Source organism: Calditrichota bacterium (genome assembly GCA_016867835.1).
GTDB lineage: Bacteria > Electryoneota > AABM5-125-24 > Hatepunaeales > Hatepunaeaceae > VGIQ01.
In genome coordinates this window covers 1-23,379 of the sequence record VGIQ01000036.1, presented here as the reverse complement: position 1 = coordinate 23,379, position 23,379 = coordinate 1, and the positions used below count along the sequence as shown (strand labels likewise).

The window sequence follows — 23,379 nt, the reverse complement described above, 5'->3', positions numbered from 1 at the left end:
TTGAGGGCAGGTCGATATAGATTGATTGCTGTCGTTGATGTTTAGTTCTACGAAGGTTCCATGTTCGCTCGTTACGCAACCCGCTTCCTCGTGAGCCTATTCACGATCGGAATCGTCTCTCTCTCTCTCTTTCTTAGCCTAACCCCCGGAGGCGCCATGGCTGCGACCTACGTCTTCGGTGAAGACGGCAACAACCAGGACCTGACCGGCACCGGCGGGCCCGGCACGACCTGGACTTCATCCGACCAATTCATCATCGCGGGGGACGCTTATGTCCCGTCGGGGGCGACCTTGACGCTCGAATCGGGCGTCGCGGTCGAGTTCGACTGGGACTATGGCGGCGACAACACCGGCTACCCAACCGTCGAGGTGCGCGGGACGCTGCAGTGCTACGGCACCGCCCAGTCGCCGGTGAAGTTCACCAATCTCGGATCCGACACGACGCGAGGGCTGTTCGAAGGGCTCCTCGTAACGGGGGCGGGGCCTTACGAAGGCGTATTGGACGCAGGCTATACCGTCTTCGAGTTTGGTGGAAGAACTACTGCGCACATTGTAACCGACGACGACGCTTCGGTTACCCTCTCCAACTGCACAGTCCGCCTCAGCGACAACGACGGGCTTTACATCGCCGGCGATGACGTAGCGCTGGAGATGGAAGCCTGCACCATCAGTTCGCACTACGGCACCGGACTCAACACTTCGTCCGATCCGGGCAGCACCCAGATCTCTTTCGAGGTTACGAACTGCCATTTCAGTGCGATGGGTGGATCGGGCGCCGAACTCGGCCGGGAAGGTCAATACTATACGATGCGCGGCAACCGCCATGAGGACATCACGGCGCCGGCCTTGCTACTAAGAGGTGCCATAGGTGGCGGAGAATCTGTTAACGAGATATTCAGAAATGCCGGGACCGGAATTCTCTTCGATAATTCAACTCACACCGGCGGATCTTACTACAACATTTACAACTGCGCCATCTACGACAACGCGACTGATGGAATCCGCATTTCCGACCTCGACTATCAAGGTGGGCAGCAAGATGAGAATCTGAAGGTTCGCATCCGCAACTGCAACCTCTGGTCGAATGACCGGGACGGCCTGCGAGTCGAGGGCTGGGATCCGGACTCATATCAGGATGGCGAAGGGAACAACGTCTGGCCGCAGACCTTCGATCCCGAGAATCCGACCTATATGCTCGAGTTGAGTTACAACATCTTCGGCGACAATGACGGCACCGGGATCAATGTCACTACCGAGACCAATGATCCACCCGTGATCTACGAGTTCAACGCCTTTCAGAACGACGGCGGGACCAATTGCGCGATTTCAGGCTGCATCCAGGACGGTGTTGACGGGGCGGTGGTGCGGCTTGTGAGCGAAGCCTCACCATTTGACTTCCACTTCCTGTGGAATGGGTCGAACCCGACGGGCGAGGGCATCAACGCCTTGATGAATGTCAATCACGACGCCAACTGGCTCGATGTCGGATCCTCGGATGTCGATTGCGGCATCTTCGGCGGGCCCCACGGAAACAGCAACCGCAACGAAGCCGGGACCGCGACGCTCGAATCCTATGTGAAGTTGGGCTCGAGTGGAACCGGCCTAATGCCATGGGCGGTTTACTATATGTTCGCGGACTTTACGGTTGCTCACGTGCAGATTGGCGGCACACCAGAGTTGCAGATCCGTCCTTCGGCATCGATCCTCGCGACCGGCAACTACCGCTTCATAGTCAATGGGACGCTGGAAACCAACCCGCTGGACGAAGAAGGAACCATCGTCTTCGGTTATCACGGCACCGGGTCCGGTTGGAAGGGCATCTACCTGAACGGAGACAATGCTCTTGACTGCGTGCTGCGGGAGATCGAGGTTCGCGATACCCAAAGCAACTATGCCGGCATAGAAGTCCGCAATGTCGATGCCGAAGGCGGAAATGTCGAACTTACAAACGTGGTAGTTGAGGACTGCGGCACCGGCATCTATCTTAACAACTCGCGAGTCAACCTGACCGGCGTTGAAGTGCTGGAGTGTCGTTATGAAAATGTCCTAACGGTCAACTGTCCAACGGGATTCGTATGGTGCCGGAATCTGCTTTCCCACGATAATCTGGGCACCCAAAGCCTCTCGTCCGGGGTCCGCATGCTGGGTTCCGAAGTCAATCTTCTAAGAAATGATGCTAATGGACTTGAGACCTGGATCGACGACAACGGCAAGTATGGACTGCATTGCGACGAGTCGACCCCCGAATTCGATCATATTGACATTACGCTCAGCGGCACCACCGAAATGCTGCTGCGGGATGTCTCATTCCCGGTGATGGACTATACCGCCAACAACATCATGCCTCAATTGAATGGAAACGGCGTTCCCATTCGCAAGGCGATAACCTTCGTCAGCAACGGCCAGGATACGCTTAAGGCTCGCGGCAATCACTGGGGAGTCGCGGATCCTTCCGAGTTTGAAGACAGCCTATTCAGCCATCCGGCGCAGGTTGACTATTCAGATTGGTCGGAGGACTATATCGACGATTTCAGCGACTTCTTCATAGCCCTCGATCTCATGCACGCCGGCGACTATGCCGGAGCGATCCCCTATCTGCAACGTGCCGCGGCGGATGAGGACCTGGGCGGGCATCGCCATTCGGCCCTGCGCTATCTACGGGGCTGCTATGCCAATAGCGGGGGCGCATTCGACAACCTTCGCGGCTTCCTAGGATCTTTTGCGGAGGAGTGCAACGATGCGGGACTTCGCTTTACTGCCGAAACCGTGGCGATCCTTTCGCTTGCCAATGAGGGCCGCTATGAGGATTGCCGTGACGGCTTCATCGCCCGGCGGGAAGCGCTCGACGACATTGTCGACAGTCTGCGCAACGAGAAGTATCTGATACTCGCCGAATCGATGCTCGACGACGGCCATGAAATCAACGCGGCGGGAGAGGTCCATTCTGGGCTGGCGCGGCTGGACAGCGACATCAGTCATCTGCACAGTTTGATCGACGAGGCTTATGCGATGGGTGCCATCCGCCACAAGTTGGTGCCGTCGGCGTTTGCGCTGCGTTCGATTCACCCCAATCCCTTCAACGGGAAAACGCAGATGACGCTCGACCTACCGGAGGCGGGAAGGATCGAGGTTGCGGTCTATGACCTCATAGGGCGGAGGATTCAAACCTTGGCGCAAGGCTTACGTCCGGCCGGGAAGCACCGACTGGTTTGGGACGCCGAAGGTGTTGCCGCCGGTCTTTACTTCGTTCGTGCCGAAGGTCCGGGCGGAGTTCGCGTCTCGCAAGTCGCGCTGGTGCGGTAGGATGGCAATGAATGCAAGGGGGGCGGGGAGATTTTCCCCGCCCCCCTCCAGTGTGATGAGTAAGATGCGGCGAAATCTGCTGCTTCTTGCGCTTGCGTTGTTTCCCGTCGGAGCCGAAGCACTGATGTGGGACTCAATGCACGTCATTCGCCGGAAAATCAGTCCATTTATGGTTGACTTGGGCGACTCACTATTGGAAATTCACTCTATGTGGTATGGGTATCGAATGATCTTTGTTGATACGACAAGTCAGGTATTGGATACAACTGAAGTCGTTCCGATCGACGATGAATTTCCCTACCACACGCTTAAGTTCTGCCATAACTTGGGCGGCGGCTGGATCGAAATTGTAGGTGGACGCCGACGTGAAGGTGAAAACAGTGACCGTCATTATCTCTATCGCTTCCATATCAGCGATACGGGCTTTGTCGAGGAGCGGTTCCGGGAGATTCGGCTGCCCTTGTTCCGGTATCATGAGTTGGTCGATGTCGAGCGCGACCCGAATGGCTATATGCTGGTCTTCTACAACGCCGGGGTCATAGGGGGGGACACCCGGGACGTCTATGCCGCGCGCATCAATGAGGCGGGAGAGACGCTTTGGACTCGGCGCATTGCCTATCCCCGGCCCAATGGGGCTTTCGTCCAATCCCAATGGGTCAAGGGCATTACCCCTGACCGGAATAATCCGGATCAGTTTGTCTTTTGGGGACGACGCGACACCTTTGTCGTCTATCGGCGGATCAATGTTATTGATAGGATGGAATGGTTCACAATGACCAAGTTAGACACGTCCGGGAATGAAATATGGTATAAGGAGACGATGCATGCGCGCGTCTGGTATGAAACTTATCCTGTTAACATCAACAAGAATTTATTCCAATTCGAGGATGGGCGATGGGGTGCGGTAACGATGGGGTCAGATACTGCGCGTCATCGGACTTACCCGGACTCCATAATTTACATTGCATGCCTTATATTCATTGAATACAATGCAGATGGGGATAGCATTGACTATCGTCGAATTAAATTTCGTGAATTTAACTTTGAATGGAGATGTCAATTTGCGGTGATTTCGGGTCGCAATCTAATGATTTTGGGACAATTGTGGCCTGATCCTCGCTGGCCGCAGCGCGGGACGTTGAACTTATTCTATCTTGACACCCATGGCGATTCGCTCGATCACTACCGCTTCAGTCCTGACACCGTAGCCCTCTCGACGAAAAAGATGTTGGTGCGCCCCGATGGGAAGTTGATGGTCTGGGTGAGCGACAACGATGTTGTAGAAATGTATCGTCGAGATACCGACCTTCTCTATGAGTTTTACCCCGATGGACGGCCTGGTTCAGTCAAGCCGGGGGTGTTGCCAGCGGTCCCGGAACGATATGTGCTCTATCCAGCCTGGCCTAACCCGTTCAATGCGCAGACGACGATCTCCTACTCGCTGCCAGCGCCGGGGGCGGTTCGTTTGCGGGTCTATGACGGGTTGGGCCGGCAGGTATCAGATCTATCGCCGCGCGGGCAGTTGGGGGAGGGTTTGCATACTGCAATTTGGGATGCGTCGGATCGCCCGGCGGGGATCTATCTGATCCGTCTCGATGCCGCGGGGCAGTCCCTCTCGCGCAAGGTGGCACTGGTGAAATAGGCTTAAGGTCGGCTACGGCAAGGACAGAATTTCGTTAGGGCAGCCGATAGGATGAGACCGATGAGGATTCTAATGCGCATAGGTTCAGTATAGCGACAAATCGGCCCCAATGCAAGTGGCGGAGGAGGTGTTGCAGCCTGCCCGAGGCGAGGCCCCCTGAGACCGCTGAAGACGAGGTTTTGGGCGTCGTTCGTCAGCACACCTCCTTTCATTTCTCCCCTGCTGTGTAGAGGGGAAAGTTATCTTCCCCTATCTAATTATTACCTGGTGCAATATATTGTGTCAACAAGGGCGCTTGTCATGCTGAACGCAGTGAAGCATCTCGACCTAAGCAGGATGACACTAATTGATGCACCCCTTAATACTACCCCTCGGCGGTAGATTTCGCTTCCTCCCAGATCGCATCCATCTCGCTTAGCGACGTCTCTTCCATCGTCCGTCCCCGCTCCCTCAAACGATCCTCGATGACCCGAAAACGGCGGATAAACTTTTCGTTCGTCGCGTTCAGCGCTGTTTCGGGATCGACCTTTAAGTAGCGCGCCACATTGACCACTGCAAAGAGCAGGTCGCCGACCTCGTCCAATGCGGAGTGCGGAATGCGGAGTGTTGAATCCCTCCATTTATCATCATCATCATCATTGTCAATGGCATTGCCCGCTATCGCTGCTTTCAGTTCCTGCAGTTCTTCATCGATCTTCTGCATCGCGCCGCTCACATCGGGCCATTCAAAGCCTACCCGGGCTGACTTTTCCTGAATCTTGCGTGCCCTGAGGAGCGCCGGCATAGCGCGGGGAATCTTCTCCAGTTGAATGGTGTGTGAGCCTTCACGCCGTTTCGAATTGTTCCACGATTCGAGGGCATGATCGGGGGTCTCGGCCTTGTCGTCGCCGAAGACGTGCGGATGCCTTCGGATCAGTTTGAGGGTCAGTTCCCGTGCGGCCGAGCCGAGGTCGAAGAGGCCGGCTTCGGCAGCAATTTGGGCGTGGAAGATCACCTGCAGGAAAAGGTCGCCCAACTCCTCGCGCATTGCAGCGGGATCGTCTTCGCGGACGGCGTGGAGGTATTCGTAAGTCTCTTCGAGAAGGTTGGGCAGCAGCGATTGGAAGGTCTGAGCCCTATCCCAGGGGCAGCCGTCGGGTGCGCGGAGCCGCGCCATCACTTTGATCAACTGTTCGACAGCAAGGCTCTCGCCCTCGGGCAGAACCACGTCGCGAATGGCATCCTCAGGGGAGGGAGGAACGTAGGGCATAGGGGAGGTGTCTGGATTCAAGGGTAGTTCGTCGAGCCCGGTCGTCCGGCTGACGAAGTTGAAATGGGCTTAAATAAGTATCTTGCTGCAAGGCATATAGATACACGATGGACTCCACCGCGGTGGCGGTTGAGATTAAATAAGATCAGGCCCAGTAGGGGAGGTAGCGGGCGAACTTTCGCGAGCCGGTGGTGCGCTCGTCAATCTTGATCTTGCCTGTCTGGACTGCCGACTGAATGATTTGAGAAATCGTGCTGCGCTTTTGCTCGGGCAATCGGAATCTCTCGCGCAGCGTTTGGTTGGTCATCCGTTCTCTCATCACATACTTAAGGGCACAATGCTGATAACATGCGCGAACCCGATCGGACCCCGTCATCTGATCCAGACTCCTTTGGCCATATAGAATCGCAGTAGTTCTAATCAAGTCCCCCCTGAACTCAGGCGCCGGCAATTGATACAATTCGGCGGCATTTATGACCTTGTCAATTCCGCTGCTTCGCGCTTCACAATAGCCCAATAGTCTCATTAAGTCCGTCAATCTTCCATTCCGGGATTGATAACCGTCGATGAAACGGTCCACATTTATGATGGGCATACCGGGATTGCTAATTTCGAGCCTGTTGGGGAATATTTCTATCATAATGGTTGCACCCTGGACTTGAAAGTCCTGATGTATCATCGCGTTTGCCACCAACTCCCTCACGGCCAATTCGGGCACCATTCTTACTTCTCGCCGAACGGCTCGCTCTATCACTTCATTCTGGGGTAGTTGACTCATTACAAAATCCACTATAGGCTCAAATTCCACACCATATCCCCTGATAAAAGACCTCTCTTGTCTGGGATTAAGTTTGGACGAATCATTATAGACTATCACCCGCACCAGTTTCCGTGAAATGTCCGGAAAATCACTCAAGTTGCGCGCAAACAAGATTGAGCATAATCGTCTTATGGAGTAAGTGTAATTCCGCTCATCTACAAGTCGTTCCATCACAAATCTGCCAACGATACTCCGCTTCTCCGTAGGCAGCGGCAGTTCGAAACGACTGAAAAAATATCCATAATCCAGAAGATTTAGAACCTCGTCAAGCGTTAGATCTATTTTTGAATACTCCTCAAGCCAATCCGGCGTTCCTTCAGCAAAGATTCTGCGCAGTGTATCGCTGCTCATCTCCCTAAGTTGCTGCCCGATCCGCTCCCAGTATCTGCCATCATATTTGTATGCCGTTCCGCGCGGACGAGATGGGATCGTGAAAACAACTATTCGGCCTTCCGGATGCAATACCTCTTCAATCTCAACTCTAAAGGAGAGTTCCGAGAACAACCTTTCGGTCTCTTTTACAGGGTCGTGGATTGCCTTCGAACCCACTATTTCCCTTGGAATGGGTTTATTCCTAACTCCCAAGATTAGGTGTCCTCCGCCTTCATTAGCTATGGCCGTGCAGTATTTGCAGATCTCTCGCGAATCAATTTGCACCTTGGCTTCCTTAAACTCAATTTTCTGAGTTTCGGACGGAAGGCTTCGCCAAATATCAATATCCGCTTTGGTAACTGTCATCGTTCACCCCTCCCTACACATCCAAATTCCGGACATACCGCGCGTTCTCCTCGATGAAGCGGCGGCGCGGTTCGACCTCGTCCCCCATCAGGGTCGAGAAGAGCCGGTCGGCATCTGCCGCGTCCTCGATCGAGACCTTCAACACGGTCCGCTTTTCGGGGTCCATCGTCGTGGCCCAGAGTTGCTCCGGGTTCATCTCCCCCAAGCCTTTGTAACGTTGGATGTTGACGCCTTTGCCGCCGAGCCGGTCGGCGAGCCGCTCGCGCTCTTCGTCGTCGTAGGCATAGTGCTCCTCGCGGCCTTTGAAGACCCGGTAGAGCGGCGGCTGGGCGATAAAGACGTGCCCCTGCGTGACCAATTCCGGCATATAGCGATAGAAAAAGGTCAGCAGCAGCGTCCGGATGTGCGCGCCATCGACGTCGGCGTCGGTCATTATGATGATTTTGCCGTAGCGCAGTTTGGCCAGGTCGAAGCCACCCGATCCGTTGCCATTGCCGTTGCCGTTCTCGTTGCCGGATACTTCCTCTTCTTCTTCGCCCGACAGCCTGAAGCCGGCCCCTATTGCCGCGATCATAGTGCGGATTTCGGCGTTGCCGAGAATCTTGTCGAGCCGCGCCTTTTCGACATTCAGGATTTTTCCCCTAAGCGGCAGAATGGCTTGAAACCGGCGGTCCCGACCCTGCTTGGCGGACCCGCCCGCCGAATCGCCCTCCACAAGGTAGAGTTCGCAGTGCTCGGGGTCGTTGATCGAGCAGTCGGCTAACTTGCCCGGCAATTCTCCCGACTCGAGCGCTCCTTTGCGCCGCACCAGTTCACGAGCCTTCCTTGCCGCATCCCGCGCCCGCGCAGCCTGGACGGACTTCTCCAGCACCTTCTTCGCGACCGAGGGGTTCTCCTCGAGATACCTCGCCAGGCCGTCGCCGAAGACCGTCTCGACGATCCCTTTCACCTCGCTGTTGCCCAACTTGGTCTTAGTCTGACCCTCAAACTGCGGCTCGGCAACCATCACCGAGATGACCGCCGTCAGACCCTCCCGGCAGTCCTCGCCCGAAAGCGTGAACTTATCATTCTTAAAGATCTGATTTCGAAGGGCATAACTATTGAGGGTACGGGTCAGCGCGGTCTTGAACCCCGCCAGGTGCGACCCACCCTCGACGGTGTTGATGTTGTTGACGAAGGTGAAGATGTTCTCGGTGTAGGAGTCGTTCCACTGGAGTGCGATCTCGACCGGTACGCCGTCGCGCTCGCCCGTGATGTGGATCGGCTTCGAGATGAGCGCCTGGCGCGTCTCATCGAGGTAGCGAACGAACTCTGAGAGGCCGCCTTCGTAGTGAAATCGCTCGCTCCGCTCTTCGCCGGGGCGCTCGTCATTCAGAATGATTTCAAGGCCGCGGTTCAGGTATGCAAGTTCCCGCAGACGCCCGACAACGGTGCTGTAGTGCCACTCCGGGTTCTTGAATATCTCTGGATCCGGAAGGAAGGTCGTCCGCGTTCCCTGGAAGTCGGTCGGCCCAAGATCCTTCACCGGCCCGAGCGGATCGCCGCGTCTATACTCCTGAATGTGAAGACGCTTGAACCTGCCCACCTCGACCCGGCAGCGCAGCGAGAGGGCGTTGACCACCGAGACCCCGACGCCATGCAGACCGCCCGAGACCTTATAAGTATGCCTGTCGAACTTGCCGCCGGCATGCAGGACGGTCATCACAACTTCGAGCGCCGACTTCTTCTCTTCGGGATGGATATCGACCGGTATGCCGCGCCCGTTGTCTTCCACCGTTACCGACCCGTCGGCATTGAGGACGACGGTGATGCGCGAACAGTAACCCCCCATCGCTTCGTCGATGGAGTTATCGACCACTTCGTAAATGAGATGGTGGAGGCCGCGAGCGCTGACGTCGCCGATATACATGGCGGGACGACGCTGGACGGCCTCAAGGCCCTTCAATACCTGGATATCGCTGGCGCTATAGGTGCCGGCTTCGAGCATCGGCTCGGATCCGGCGGAGGAAGAACGGGGCATCGGGATGATTTCCAAACGAGGCTTATCGAACACAGGCGGTATGGTGCTCAGCACGGCTGCGGTTCCGGCGGAGTTCGCCCAATCAAGTCAATTTACAAAAACTTGATCGTCCGGACAAGGTCGGAGGCGAGGGCGGCGTTGAGCCGGGTGCGAATCCCGGTTTCAAGGTAGGTCAGTTCATTCTTCCAGGCGGCACCTTTCACCTTAACGGTCAGGACGCCGTTTTCGATGCCCTGCGGACGTGCCACGGACGCAATTTGTGCGCCTACGACGTCGTCCCAGACCTTCAGCGCGGCTTGCTCGCGAACGCGTCTCTGGACGCCAAGCGCTTCGAAGAGCGACTCGAGGACGCCGGCGACGCGCTGGTCGTGTTCGGTGCGAGGACGGGCTTGCTCCCACTTCCGGCCGGTGCCGTAGCGGGGCTTGTGGGGGGGCTCTTCACGGGGAAGGTTGTGGTTCCTGCGCTGTCCCATAGTTAAGCAGCCGGCAGCGTCATCCTCGCACCGGCGGGGATCCAAACCCGATTGGTTAGCGTGGGTTCCCGCCTGCGCGGGAACGACGACTTATATTGCCTGCACACTCCATTTATTAATGTGCGCAGATGATGGTGGTATTCCCAAGTAGGGCAGGCATTCTTGCCTGCCCTTAGGACGGACAAGAATGACCGTCCTACTGATGCTACTATTTGATGCACCCATTAATAATTATTTATTCCGCCTTGGGAGCAGGTGGAAACTGACGAGAACCACCTGCTCCTGTGCGGTGCTCCGTGCGTCAAGACAATCGCAAGCCGATTGGCTCGCACCCCCATCGGGGACACGGAGGTTTGAAAGCCCCGATAGGGGGCAACCTTGGGGGGTAATCCTATTCCTATCTCAATCGAATCGGCATCAGCAGCATCAGGAACTCTTCGTCCGTCGCCTGATGGGTCGGCTTGATGATCGCGGCGTCGTTCGAATTGCTGAGTCCGACTTCGGTATCCTCAGTGTCGATCTGGCGCAGGCAATCGCTCAGATACTGCGAGTTGTAGGCAATCTCGAGATCTTCGCCGACGAAGTTGCAGGGGACGTGCTCCTCAGCGTGACCGCCATACTCCGGGTCACTCGCCTCGATCTTTAGTTCACCGGCTTTGATATCAAGTTTCACCTGATGCGAGATGCTGCTGGCGAAGATCGATGTCCGCCGCACCGCCGACATCCACTCCCCCGTCCGGATGCGCAACTGCGAAGGCTGACTGGTTGGTATGACCTGCTCATACTTTGGATAGTTGCCATCGATGAGCCGGGTAATGAGCCGCTGCCCGTCGGTATGAAAGACCGCGCGCGTCTGCGCCAGGCCGATAGAGACCTCATCATCGTCGTCGAGGCTGCGGGTTAGCAGGTTCAACGCCTTCATCGGGATCACCTCATCCCGCGGCTCCCCGGTGATGTTCGCATCGAACCGCGATATCTTCGACAGCCGGTGCCCATCGGTCGCCACCATCCGTACCTCCGAGCCTTTCACCTGCAGGAGCAGACCCGTCAAGACCGGACGCATATCGTCCTTGGATACGGCAAAGATCGTCTTGCCGACCATGCGCTTGAGTGTTGTCCCTGACATCTTCAGATTCAGACCGGCATCGACGGTTGGCAGTTCAGGAAAGTCAAGCGGGTTGCCGCCGGGGATCTGATAATGACCCAATCCCTCGCCCTTGAGCGAGACCTTGAAGTTATCTGTGACCTCCATCTCCAGCACCATATCGGGCAGGGCGTTGATCAACTCCTGCAGCCGCTTGGCTTGAACCAGAACGGCTCCGGTCCCGTCGCTTTCGACCAGTTCCACACTGGCCGTGACCGTAACCTCAAGGTCCGTCGCAGTAATATGAAGTTTATGATCTTCGATTCGAAGGTGGACATTGGAAAGCGACGGTATCGGCACCTTGGACGATACTGCGCCCATCACCTTCTGAAGACCCCGCGAAATGACCGACTGGGAAAAAGAGAACCTCATCCTTGTTACCTATATGAGGATAAATTGAAAACTTGTTGATGTTATAGTGTGGTGAATATGTGAACAAGCAAGGTTTCTTAAAGGTAGATAAGAACATCCTAAAGAAGGAAGTAAAAATCCATAAACATCACGATTGAGATAAGGAACAAAATAGTCGAGATTGAAATAGTAGACACCTAACGAAAAATAAGTAACACTCCGGCTGTGGATATGTGAATAAAAGACAAACTATAAAGAAGCCATTTCGATCCGACGTCGCAGTTCTTCGATTTGTGCCATCATTTGCTTGTCCTCCTTACAGCGTTCATTGATCGTCTCACGGGCGTGAATGATGGTTGCATGATCCCGGCCGCCAAAGTGTAGTCCTATAGCCTTCAAAGTATGGCGGGTATATTCTGTCGCCAGGAACATCGCAACCATTCGGGCTTCGGCGATATCCCGGCGGCGGGTCTTGGAACGAAGCAGATCGCTGCTCATGTCGTAAGTATCGGCCACGATCTGTTGAATGCGCTCAATAGATATGGTCGTTTCGATATGGGTGGCAAAGTTACGCATCACCTGCCGTGCCAAATCGACTGAAATGACCCTTCCCAGAAGCGAGGATTGAGCCAGCATGTGAATAAGCGCACCTTGAAGACTGCGGATGTTATCGGTGACATTGAGCGCCAGGAAGTGCGCAACATCCTCCGGCAGCGCAATGCCCTCCTGTTCCGCTCGCTGCATGAGGATCGCCATCCGCGTTTCATATTCGGGAGCGGTAATCTCGGTGACCAGGCCCCACTGAAGGCGGCTTACCAGGCGCTCATCGAAACCGGTCAGATCCCGCGGCGGCCGGTCTGAGGAGAAGACCAGTTGCTTGCCGGCGTGATGAAGCGCGTTAAAGGTGTGAAAGAACTCCTCCTGGGTCTTCTCCTTTGCCATCAGAAATTGAACATCGTCGATCAACAGCACATCGACCCTCCGGTGCGACTTGCTAAATGCATCGACCTTGCCCGACTTGAGTGCCTCGACGAACCCGTTGGTGAACTGCTCGCTGGTCGTATAAACAACCTTGCGCGCGGTGCGGTTCTCCATAATATAGTTACCGATAGCCTGCAAAAGATGGGTCTTGCCGAGCCCCGGGCCGCCGTAGATCATCAAAGGGTTGAAGGGCGTCTTGCCGGGCTGTTCCGAGCAGGCAACCGCCGCCGCCCGGGCGAAGCGGTTACAATCGCCCTCAACGTAGTTTGCAAAAGTAAAAGCGTTGTTGAGGTTGCTCTCGAACCGCTCCTGCACCGCGTGCGACGGTCCGCTGCCGTTAGTAGATACGGCAGTCGTCACCAAGGGCACAGGCGGCTCAACCGATACGATACTCTTTTGATCCAGTCCGACGATCTGGAAGACGATTCGGATGTCACTCCCTAGCACAGCGCCGACCGCATCGACGAGCGGTTGCCGGTAGTGAGCCTCAATCCACTCGCGGTGAAACCGTGAACCGACACCCAAGGTCAGATTCGAGCCGTCAAATCCCAGGGCTTTAACCGGCCGGAACCAAGTCGCATAGGCACTGTGAGGCAGGGCTGCCTTGAGTCGCTCGACGATCTGCTCCCAGACCTCGAGGTATTCGGCCCCCGCCGGTGCCGGCTCAGTCATATGCTTAGTCCTTGAAAAAAGTGATGTTAGATTGGAAGCGAGAGAAGGTGAAGCAATATAGACACGGGAATGCCTCTTGTCAAGCCATTTTGACGCGCCGGGTCGGGAAATCTTCCCGCCGCTCCGGATCCTCACCCTCAAGTGCCGGTTAGTTCCGTTATTTCAGGAGGATCGGATTGGTGAAGGCGCGATGTGTTCGCCCTTCCTTCCCGATAGTCTCCAGTTCTGCCCGGACGTTGGCTCCATCCGGCACTGTCAGGCGGAGGCTCCCACCATAAGGCATTCGGCCTGCCGGGTCGTCTGTCCGCTCCTTAAGGAAGTCCACTTCAAGGTCTCTGGTAATTCCGAAGAGACTCACTCTTCGCACCGGGCCAAACTCGTCGCTGCTCGACCATACTGCCTCGACTTCGGGACGGGCATTTCCATCAGGCGGTCTTTCGATGCGGCGCAGAGCGAGCGCCGGCCCGTCGCTGACAACGGCTTCACCGGCTTTAAGTGCAGCAATCACCTCCGCCGGACGCGGCTTTGGGCCCGCCTTCACGCGTGTTGTGACGACCCCGAAGCGGTTCCGGTGGTGCTCTTGAAGGCGCACCATCGGCAGGCGCACCTGACGAAACCGGTTGAAGTTGCCGTGCGCGTCGTTGCCGCCGAAGATAATTCGCATTTCACCGGACAGCAGCGCCTTACGCCATTCGTCATAGCCTCTGCGAAAGCCCTCATCCCATTCGCCGTTGGCGATCTGCCAGCCGTCGAGTCTGCCTTCGGCAAGGTCGGATGCCTCCCAACTCCCGCGCCGGACGAGCAGGTATTCGAGCGGCGGCGTCGGGGCAAGCGGGTGCGCAGCGGCAGCGAAAGCCTGCGGTGAGATCCGGGCCAGTGCCTCGCCGACCGACCACTCGCTTTCCGTCCGGAACCACCGCTCGGCTCCATCGCCGCTGCCGTGAAGGAACTCCCGGTTGCCGAGAATGATCATATGGACGTTCCGGCCGCGCGCGTTACGGCAGGTCAGTTCCTCGCCCGGGATGAGGCAGGGTGCGTCCATTTGGTTGAGCCGGTCTGCTTCGTCCCATAGGGCGTTCCATTTGGCGAGAGCGGGATCGCGCTTAAGGTAGTCGTCCGGGAGATCGTCGAGGTTGTAGGAATGGTCGGTCAGAGTCGCCCAGCCATGCCCCAAGGCTGCGGCAAAGCGCTGGATCACCTCGAGCGGCGCGCCGAACTCGACCTGATCGCTGCCGTAGGAGGTGTGGCAATGGAGTTCACCGGCCGTCCAGTCCGGCAGCGACGGGAGCGGATCTGCTGCCAGGTGAATCCGAAGCGGCGAGTGCGTTAGGCCGGGATAGTTGTCATTATGGACGATGCGAATCCGGCTTGCCTGGCGGACGCGAGCCTGCGCGTCGAGTGCGACCTCGCCGGGCGAAAGATGCCCCGGATCGACTTCGAAGAGGTAGTAATGCAGCGGATTGGTGGTTACTTCATCGATTCTGAACGATCTTCGTAGGGCCGGCATCGAAGGCAATCCATTCCCCGACCGAAGCGTCAGTGTAACCTCCTCGATCCGGACCGGGAACCGGTTGCCATCCTTGACGATGAGCGCCACCGGCACCGGCTGTCCCGGCTCGACGCGGTAAGGCGCGTCGAAGATGATCTCGGGGGCGCGGCGATAGTAGAGACTGAAGGGGAAGAACCGGAACCGGTAGTGGGTTTCGGCATAGAGCGCTGCCAGCGGCAGGAGCGAAGGAAGATCGTCGAAGGTCATCGGCAAGCGCTACGGCAGCGCGGTGAAGGTCATCCCGCGCCGCTGCCATTCCGCCAGGACTTCGGGCAGAGCGGCAATCAGGTCGCCTACCCCCGCTCCCCGGTCGTGCAGGAGGACGATGTCACCCGGTCCGACATTACGAAGCAGTCGCGCGGCGAGCAATTCCCGGCCGAGCGGTTTCCAGTCGCCCGGGGCGTAGCGCCAGAGGACGATTCGCCGTTCGCGCAGTCGGGCGGCGCGATAGACGCCCGGTCCAATCCGTCCATACGGCGGACGGTAGAGGAACGGGCAGAACCCGGTCGCCTGGCGGATCGCCGCATCGGCACGGTCGAGGTCGGCACCAGCCCTTCCCGGCGAAGCAAACGTCAAGGGGCGATGGTCGTAGCCATGGCTGCCTAAGATATGCCCTTCCCTAATAATCCGACGGGCAATGTCGGGGTGCCGCTCCACCTGCCGGCCCGTCAGGAAGAAGGCAGCCCGGACGGATGCATGCCCGAGATGGTCGAGCAGTTGCGGTGTGATGTCGGGATCGGGACCGTCGTCAAAGGTGAGGTAGATGTGCCGGCCTTGACCTCGCGACGCAACATCCGGCAGGATCCGCGCGGCAAGATCGGGGAGAAGATCAATCACGCTTCACAGCCCGGCCGTGCTCGTAGGACTCGTCCTTCCAGCGAAAAGTGCCGAACCTGCCGCCCAACACTGCCGCGACAATGAACGGGGGATGGAACAGTTCGGCCATAAGAAAGTCGAACCAGCGCAGCCGTCCGCCCTCGAAGAGCCGTAGTCCCCGGACGATGACCGTCTGGTCGAGCCAGACCTTGGCTACGAAGATCGCAGTTAGGGGCCACCAGGCACCTCGCAGCCAGGCTGTCAGCGGCGCCAACATCAGCATCACATAGAAGAGGAAGACGCCGCCCAGGATCAACGCCTCCGTGCCGCGGTATCGCGAGGTCTTCGAGGCCCAGCGGAGGCGCTGATTCCACAGATCCTTTAAGGACGTCGGAGGGCGGGTCATCACCACGGCGGCTTCGCCCGATGTCGCTGCGATGCGCCACTCTGTCGCGGCGATTTTGGCCATCAGCAACTCGTCGTCGCCGGAGGTGTAGTGATCGACGCCTTCGTAGCCCTTGACGGCTTCAAACGCCACTCTCCGGACGGCCAGACTGGCGCCGCTGCAAGTAAGCGGTCGTCCCGCGGCGACGAGACCGGCTGCGCAGAGCCCTTGAGCCCGGAAGTCGAGCGCCTGCATCCGCTGCCAAAGAGGTGCGTCCGGCGGCAGAGCAAACCGCGCCTGTCCGACGACCATCCCGACCTCCCGCTTCATTCGCTCGATGGCGCCCGAAATCCATTGCGGATGGTGGAAGCAGTCGGCGTCGGTCATCATAATGACCTCGCCTTTGGCGGCTCTAACCCCGCCGGCGAGAGCCTGTTTCTTGGGGCTTCGGGTGGGATCGACCCTGGTCTGACGCACCAGACAGAGGTTGGCAGCATGGGCTCCGGCATCGCGCACCACATCGGCTGTGCCGTCGGTCGAGCGGTCATCGACGACGACGATCTCGAACCGGTCGGGCGGGTAGTCCTGAGCGAGCAGACTGGCGAGCGTCTCGCCGATTACCGCCTCTTCGTTGCGCGCCGGCACGACGACACTGACCGACGGCCGGTAGGAGGAGGGTCGCTGTGGCGAACGACGCAATCTTGCAAAGCCCTTCAGGATCAGTCCGGTGAAGAGGGCATAAGCGGCCGCGCCTATTCCTAATAGGGTGAGATAGACTATAGTTGCGATGGTCACTGCTCCACCGCCTTCCCGCGTCCGACCGGGAGCCGTCCGACGAAGAAGACCCCTGTCAGCGCCGGCATCAGGACATTGAGGGCAAAGAGAAGGAGCGACGCATTAAAGGCTGCTTCAGCCGCTACCCCGAACTGGCCGAAGAACTGCACGGCGACGATTTGATCGACGCCGAGGTCGCCGATCGCGACCGGCAGCGCCGACTTGGCAAATAGAGTAGATGCGGCACCGCGCGACGAGTGCGCCCAGGGCAGCGCCGCCATGCCGTTGATAAGGATGTGATATTGCAGCAAAAAAACACCATAGTGTGCGAGCGTGAAGAGAAACGTCACCCGCGCTTGAGCCGGGGTGAACCGGTCGAGACCTCCTGCCAGTTGGGCGATCTTATCGCCCTTGGGCAGCAGGAGTTGTGCAGCGTAGAGCAGACTGCGCACCGGGCGCGGATCGAGCGCCATGTAGAGGAGCACCAGATCAAACACTCCCAGCGCGACGAAGGTCGCCCGATGGAAATAGCCCTCTCCCAAGAACCCGACAGCCCAAGGCAGACTGAAGAGCGCCGGCAAGCCGACGGCTATCGTCAGCCCGAGGTTGTAGAACTTGTCGATCACCGTCAAGCCGACCAGTTTTAGGGGCGGCGTCCCCGGAATCAGGAGCGATCGACCATACTCCCCGATCCGCCCCGGCGTCACGATCCCGAACGCCATCCCGCCCAGCAGCGAGCCCCAGGTCTGGCGCAGCGGCACGGACGGCTCGACCAGCCGGACGAGATATCGCCACTTCCATTCCTGAAGCGCCAGATTGACCGGCATCAGGAGCGCCGCCACAGCCAGCGACGAGCGCTCGGCGCCGCGCAACGCGGACAGGATCCGGGACGGCTCGATCGTCCAGGCGATCAAGCCGAGCAGTAGGGCTCCGATCGCCGCCTTAACGAGAAGTAAGCCGCGGCGGGTCAAAGTGAGGACCGGCATGGGCGCAATGATTTGCGTCCTATTGATTCAGATTGCCAGATCGAACGGCAAATCACTATTATTCAGTGCAGAAAGAGTTGACTTGGGGGGCGGACTATCTGGGCTGCCCTTGCCTTATAGGAACTTCTCATCAGGGCGGACAGGAATGTCCGCCCTCCAGGAACGGCAACAATAATCTGCACCTCACTATAATATCTCTGAGTCGATGGCCGCTGATCAAAATCTCAAGTGCATCCTGCTGATCCTCGTTGCCCGGAGCCTTCAATGCACTGCGCAGTTCGGGGAGAGCAAAATGATAGATGCAGGCGCGAGGTGTTCAGCGGGTGCTCAAGGCGTGTACGCATAGATAAAGTCGCAGAGTGATATTACGGCACCACCTCTCCCTATCCTAACAACCGGTTGAGGATCTCCCCTACCGCCTTAGGGTCGCCCTTGCCCGCCGTTGCCTTCATGGCCTGACCAACGAAAAAGCCTTTCAACTTCAGTTCCCCGGCTCGGTAACGCGCCACTTCGGACGGATTGTCGTCCAGCACTTTGCGGACGGCGACTTCGAGCGCGCTTTCGTCACGCACTTGTTCAAGGCTCCTTTCGCGCATAATCGCTTCAGAATCACTGCGTCCAGTGCGCGCCATTTCTTCGTAGATGGTCTTGGCGGCGATGGTGGAAACGGCGCCGGAGGCTTCCAATCTGGCAAGCGAACAGGTTGCAGAGGCTTCGACGATGAAGCGTTCGCCGCCGCCTAATTCCTTTCGCCACCTGAGCGCTTCGCCAACGACCCACCGGACGGCGCGCGGCATATCGCCCGGCAGGTGCGACAAGACCTCGTCGAAATAGAGTCCGATCTCACGTTCGGCGGTCAGCACTTCGGCGTCGTCGGCTTTGATGCCGAGCGCCAGATACCGGTCGCGCATTGCCGGGGGCAGTTCCGGCAGGCTCAGTTCGATATTCGCAAGCCACGACGCAGTTAGTTCCAGTTCGACCAGATCGGGTTCCGGGAAGTATCTATAGTCGTGCGCCGACTCCTTCGACCGCATCGCCCGCGTTTCGCCCCTGCCGGCATCCCAGAGCAGCGTCCGCCGGACGATCCGCTCGCCATTCGCCAGCGCCGCCTGTTGCCGATCGATCTCGTAATAGAGCGCCTTCTGAACGCCGTGGAACGAGTTGAGGTTCTTGATCTCGACCGGCGTCCCGGGCGGATCGCCAGCCCGCGCGACCGAGATGTTAGCGTCGCAGCGCAGCGAGCCCTCCTCGAGGTTGCCGTCGCAGATGCCGAGCCACCGCACCAGCCGGCGGACTTCGAGCAGGTAGGCATAGGCCTCCTCGGGCGATGCAAGGTCAGGCGCCGAGACGATCTCGATCAAAGGCACGCCGCAGCGGTTCAGATCGACGAGCGTTCCGTCGGTGTCGTCGTGCGACGATTTGCCGGCATCCTCTTCGAGGTGGATGCGGATGATGCGGACAGATTTCAAGCCCCAACTACCCCGGATGACGACCTCGCCGCCGGCGCAGAGCGGCTGGTCGAACTGGGATATCTGGTAGCCCTTCGGCAGGTCGGGATAGAAATAGTTCTTGCGGTCGAACTTGGTCTTGAAGGCGACCCGAGACCCGACGGCAAGCCCCATCCGGGCGGCCATCTCGACGGCTTTCCGGTTGGGGACGGGAAGCGCACCCGGCAGCCCCAGACAGACCGGGCAGGTGCGGCTGTTGGGGGCTTCGCCGTAAGCGGCTTCGCAGCGGCAGAACATCTTGGTCCGCGTCAGGAGTTGAGCGTGGACCTCAAGTCCGATGGTGGTGTAGAAATCTTCCGGTAGTGTCAGTCCGGTTTCCCCTCATCATTCCGGCGCAAGCCGGAATCCAGAACTGAAGTCCGATGACTAATGCTAATGTTGATGCTGACACCATTAGGAGTCGGATCACTACATTGGTATCGAGTGCGATCAAGTGCGATTACCGCGTTGTTTTACGGCGGCAATGATCTCCTCAACGCTTAGCCTGACGCCACGATCCTTGATGATGCCTTTCCACTCGAGGGGGTCGTAACCGATCTCGAGCAAGAAATTGCCATCGGGCAGATCCTTGATGCGGAGTTTCAGGCGCGGTTCGGCTTCGAGGCGCCTGCGAACCTCGGCCGGCAGAGCGACCCGTCCGGTCCGATCGACATTAAGTTCTTTGGTCATAGTCCTTTGTTCTTCGTTTCCTTAATCCACTTCACCGCTTCGGCGAGGGTGAGGGTGCGCTGCTCACCGGTGGCAAGATGCTTAATTTCAATAGGTAACGCTTCAGAATCAGCCATTTCATTGTCTAGGAAAATTGCATAATCAACCCCGCGGCGTACATATAATTGAATCTGCTTGCCAAGAGGGGCATCAGGCGAATAGCTAATCTCGCATGGAATGCCGTCATTGCGAATGAACTCACAAACCTTCTTTGTTGCCTCCGGCATTCTTACAATCGAACCATCTATTTGTCGCCCAAATGGCACTGAGGATAGAACTGCAACAGTTGGCAATGTTTTCTTGTCTTTCAATCCAAATTCACGAAGAACATCGACTATCCGGTCTATGCCAAATGATGTTCCAACGGCAGGGATTGATTCTTTTGAGAAAGCAGATACTAATCCATCATACCGCCCGCCACCGCCTAAGCTCCCGATGGAAACTTCCTCGCTTCTCACTTCGAAAACAGTGCTTGTGTAATAGTCCAATCCACGTGCGAGGCTAAGCTCCAATGCAATAGCATCATCTCGAGATAAGCGTGTCGCAAGCGACCTAATAGCCTCGATCTCACTAATGACTGATTTGATCCTGCCTTTTGTATAGCGGTCAATGTTCTCGAGTTCATCATATTCGAGAATTTCTATTAAAGCGATTGGCCTATCAATTTTGATTCCTCTCGCCTGCCACTCTTTTACAAGATTATCCCTGCCTATTTTGTCATATTTGTCCAAAGTGGTGCAAAATTCCTGAAACTGTTCTTTTGGAATGCCGGCGGATTCTGCGACACCTCTCAAGAGTCGCCTGTCGTTAAAGACGACTCTGACATCCAAATCTAAGCGGTCAAAACAGTTGACAATTAGAGCGATAATCTCCGCGTCTGCGACCGGCGAATCGGTCCCCACGATATCGACGTCGCACTGGGTGAATTCGCGGTAACGGCCGGCTTGCGGGCGGTCGGCTCGCCAGACCGGAGCGATCTGATACCGTTTGAAGGGCATCTGCAGTTTGCCCTGGTTCATCGCCACCACCCGCGCCAAGGGCACCGTCAGGTCGTAGCGGAGACCCAGGTCCGCCAGTTCCCGTTGCGCCTCGGCTCCGGTCAGCCCCTCGGCTTTAACCTTCTCCAATGCCCGCTCGAACTCGGCGCCCCGCTTCAAGACCAGATAGGAGAGTTTCTCGCCTTCCTCGCCATATTTGCCCTGCAGGACATCGAGCCGTTCCATCGCCGGCGTCTCGAGCGGCTGGAAGCCGTAGAGTTCAAAGACGCCGCGCAGCGTCTCGATCACCCGGCGGCGGACCGCCAGTTGATCGGGCAGGAAGTCGCGCATGCCCCGGGGCAGCGCGGGCGTGATACGGGGTTTGTCAGGCATAACCTTTCAATATAGAAGCCGGCAGTCGGGAGCGCAAGGCGCGGGGGGGTGAGGGAAAGCAGGCGTCTGGTCTTCCGTCATTATTACCAAATGCAGTGTGTTTTGCATTCTCCCCCCTGCTTCGCGGGGGAGGAGGAGACAAGATGGTTCCCTAATCCGGCGGTAAGGTCAGATGAGGACATCCGACCGCACAATTGGCTTTCACCCCAGAGGTGAAAGCAGCAAACGCCGATCGCTGGATCAGGGATGGTTCTGAGTTCGTTAGTAATGCCTTCCGCAAGCCGATAAAGCCAGTCCTCCCGTTCGTCAACAGTTTCGCCTCCGCGGCCTCGTTTTCGTTGCACTCCCGCCTGTGCCGGCCTAACTTGTGAGCACGTTGTCCAACTTGGGGGAGATGCTATGAACTTCCCGGTCTGGGATGTCGGATTCGGCCTGCCGCTCTTGATCGCGCTGGTCGCCATCCCACATGTCTTCATTGCCCATTTCGCCATCGGCGGCGGTCTATTTCTCGCCGTCTATGAATCGGTAGCGCACCGGCGCGGCGACGCGGCGCTGCTCGGTTATGTTCGCGAGCACAGCCGCTTCTTTCTGATCCTGACGCTCGTCTTCGGAGCCCTCTCGGGCGTCGGCATCTGGTTCACCATCGGCCTCATCAGCCCCGCCGCGACGTCGGCTCTCATCCACATCTTCGTCTGGTTCTGGGCGGTCGAGTGGGTTATGTTCGTCGTCGAGATCAGCGCTTCGCTGGTCTATTTCTACGGCTGGGACCGTCTCTCGCCGAAGCGCCATGTGCAGGTGATGGGGGTCTATTTCGTCGCTGCGTGGGGATCGCTCGCGGTGATCAACGGCATCATCACCTTTATGCTCACCCCGGGCGACTGGCTCGCGACTTACAACGTCTGGGACGGCTTTTTCAACCCGACCTACCTGCCATCGCTCGTCTTCCGGACCCTCTTGACGCTCTTCATGGCCGGGCTCTTCGCCTTCTATACCGGATCGAAACTGGCCGATCCGGCCCTCAAGGAGCGCGTCCTGCGGATCGCTTCCTACTGGTCGCTACCGGCTTTGATCCTCCTCGTGCCGACGGCTTACTGGTATTTCAATGCCCTTCCCGATTCGGTCACGAACTACCTCGCCGGCAACTGGAAGGCGCTCGAATTGTCCCGCCAAGCCGGCATATGGAGTGCAGTGCTTGCAGCCATCGGAGTTACCCTAAGCCCGCTCCTTCGACCGCGCAAGATGGAGCGCGCCGAAGCGGTCCTCCTGCTGGCTGTCGGGCTGGTGCTCTTCGGGTCTTTCGAGTGGGAGCGTGAAGCGAGCCGCAAGCCCTTCGTGATCCACGGCTATATGTATTCCAACGGCATCGCGGTTCCCGATACGGGCCGGCTGCGCGAGGCTGGACTGGTTGAATCGATCAAGTGGAAGCACTCCGACCCGGCGCGGCGCGGCGAAGACCTCTACCGGGCTGCCTGCGCTTCCTGCCACAGCCTCGAGGGTTACAATGGACTCGCCCGGAAGATCGCCGAAAGGGGCTGGAGTGAGGGCGACCTCGAGCACCTGATCCCCCGAACCGGGCTGATGCGCGGGGCTATGCCGCCCTTCTTCGGCACCGAAGACGAAGCAGAGGAGATTGCCGCCTACTTGTCCGGTGCATCCGAAGCCCTTGCGAAGGACCTTCGGTCCGATTGGGGACGCACCCGCGGCCGCCCCGGCGATGCGCGACTGCAAGTTGAGGGCATCACCGCCGGTCATGGCAAAGCGGTCTGGGAACGCAACTGCGCGCTCTGCCATACGCTCGACGCCCACCGGCCGTTGCACGACGCCTTCAGCGGGATGGGGACGGACGACCTCAAAGAACTTCTCCTCTCGTCATCCGACCTATCGCCTTCG

Annotated in this window: 17 protein-coding genes; 3 read left to right on the top strand and 14 right to left on the bottom strand. The window is 57.9% G+C overall.

What is annotated here, in order from left to right; genetic code table 11:
• The first annotated feature begins 60 nt into the window (after positions 1–60).
• Both FJY67_05630 and FJY67_05625 read left to right on the top strand, forming a co-directional pair.
• Positions 61–3,303, top strand: a complete 3,243-nt coding sequence (locus FJY67_05630; GenBank protein ID MBM3328940.1) for a T9SS type A sorting domain-containing protein — start codon at positions 61–63, stop codon at positions 3,301–3,303.
• A gap of 1 nt (position 3,304) precedes the next feature.
• Positions 3,305–4,945, top strand: coding sequence for a T9SS type A sorting domain-containing protein (locus FJY67_05625; GenBank protein ID MBM3328939.1), 1,641 nt, complete (start codon positions 3,305–3,307; stop codon positions 4,943–4,945).
• 364 nt (positions 4,946–5,309) lie between these two features.
• On the opposite strand, the gene mazG is transcribed toward FJY67_05625, so the two are convergent.
• The 14 genes from mazG to hisS form a co-directional block, all read right to left on the bottom strand.
• A complete protein-coding gene (gene mazG, locus FJY67_05620) occupies positions 5,310–6,194 on the bottom strand; it encodes a nucleoside triphosphate pyrophosphohydrolase (GenBank protein ID MBM3328938.1) in 885 nt (294 codons plus the stop codon).
• Positions 6,195–6,339: 145 nt separating this feature from the next.
• Positions 6,340–7,752 carry an MloB gene (locus FJY67_05615; protein ID MBM3328937.1) on the bottom strand — a complete coding sequence of 471 codons (1,413 nt, stop codon included), beginning with the start codon at positions 7,750–7,752 and terminating at the stop codon, positions 6,340–6,342.
• Positions 7,753–7,765: 13 nt separating this feature from the next.
• A complete protein-coding gene (gyrB, locus tag FJY67_05610; GenBank protein ID MBM3328936.1) occupies positions 7,766–9,739 on the bottom strand; it encodes a DNA topoisomerase (ATP-hydrolyzing) subunit B in 1,974 nt (657 codons plus the stop codon).
• A 125-nt stretch (positions 9,740–9,864) separates the two neighbouring features.
• Positions 9,865–10,245 (bottom strand): DUF721 domain-containing protein, encoded by a 381-nt coding sequence (locus FJY67_05605; protein ID MBM3328935.1) that lies wholly within the window; start codon positions 10,243–10,245, stop codon positions 9,865–9,867.
• Positions 10,246–10,642: 397 nt separating this feature from the next.
• On the bottom strand, positions 10,643–11,761 hold the full coding sequence (gene dnaN, locus FJY67_05600) for a DNA polymerase III subunit beta (GenBank protein MBM3328934.1): 1,119 nt from the start codon (positions 11,759–11,761) through the stop codon (positions 10,643–10,645).
• A 228-nt stretch (positions 11,762–11,989) separates the two neighbouring features.
• Complete coding sequence (gene dnaA, locus FJY67_05595) at positions 11,990–13,393, bottom strand: chromosomal replication initiator protein DnaA (protein ID MBM3328933.1); 1,404 nt, start codon at positions 13,391–13,393, stop codon at positions 11,990–11,992.
• A 157-nt stretch (positions 13,394–13,550) separates the two neighbouring features.
• Positions 13,551–15,149, bottom strand: a complete 1,599-nt coding sequence (locus FJY67_05590) for a hypothetical protein (protein MBM3328932.1) — start codon at positions 15,147–15,149, stop codon at positions 13,551–13,553.
• Positions 15,150–15,158: 9 nt separating this feature from the next.
• On the bottom strand, positions 15,159–15,779 hold the full coding sequence (locus FJY67_05585; protein ID MBM3328931.1) for a polysaccharide deacetylase family protein: 621 nt from the start codon (positions 15,777–15,779) through the stop codon (positions 15,159–15,161).
• Positions 15,772–16,938, bottom strand: coding sequence for a glycosyltransferase (locus FJY67_05580; protein MBM3328930.1), 1,167 nt, complete (start codon positions 16,936–16,938; stop codon positions 15,772–15,774). Before FJY67_05580 ends, FJY67_05585 begins: the two co-directional genes overlap by 8 nt.
• Positions 16,935–17,903: a flippase-like domain-containing protein gene (locus FJY67_05575; protein ID MBM3328929.1), complete on the bottom strand. Its 969-nt coding sequence runs from the start codon at positions 17,901–17,903 to the stop codon at positions 16,935–16,937. The genes FJY67_05580 and FJY67_05575 overlap by 4 nt, the downstream gene beginning before the upstream one ends.
• Before the next feature lie 130 nt (positions 17,904–18,033).
• Positions 18,034–18,204, bottom strand: coding sequence for a hypothetical protein (locus FJY67_05570; GenBank protein MBM3328928.1), 171 nt, complete (start codon positions 18,202–18,204; stop codon positions 18,034–18,036).
• Positions 18,205–18,286: 82 nt separating this feature from the next.
• Positions 18,287–19,720 (bottom strand): Asp-tRNA(Asn)/Glu-tRNA(Gln) amidotransferase subunit GatB, encoded by a 1,434-nt coding sequence (gene gatB / locus FJY67_05565; GenBank protein MBM3328927.1) that lies wholly within the window; start codon positions 19,718–19,720, stop codon positions 18,287–18,289.
• A gap of 120 nt (positions 19,721–19,840) precedes the next feature.
• On the bottom strand, positions 19,841–20,080 hold the full coding sequence (locus FJY67_05560; protein ID MBM3328926.1) for a hypothetical protein: 240 nt from the start codon (positions 20,078–20,080) through the stop codon (positions 19,841–19,843).
• On the bottom strand, positions 20,077–21,489 hold the full coding sequence (gene hisS / locus FJY67_05555) for a histidine--tRNA ligase (GenBank protein MBM3328925.1): 1,413 nt from the start codon (positions 21,487–21,489) through the stop codon (positions 20,077–20,079). Before hisS ends, FJY67_05560 begins: the two co-directional genes overlap by 4 nt.
• A gap of 399 nt (positions 21,490–21,888) precedes the next feature.
• Between hisS and FJY67_05550 the strand changes: the two genes are divergently transcribed.
• Positions 21,889–23,379: hypothetical protein (locus FJY67_05550; GenBank protein MBM3328924.1), on the top strand; the 1,491-nt coding region annotated here is incomplete at its 3' end.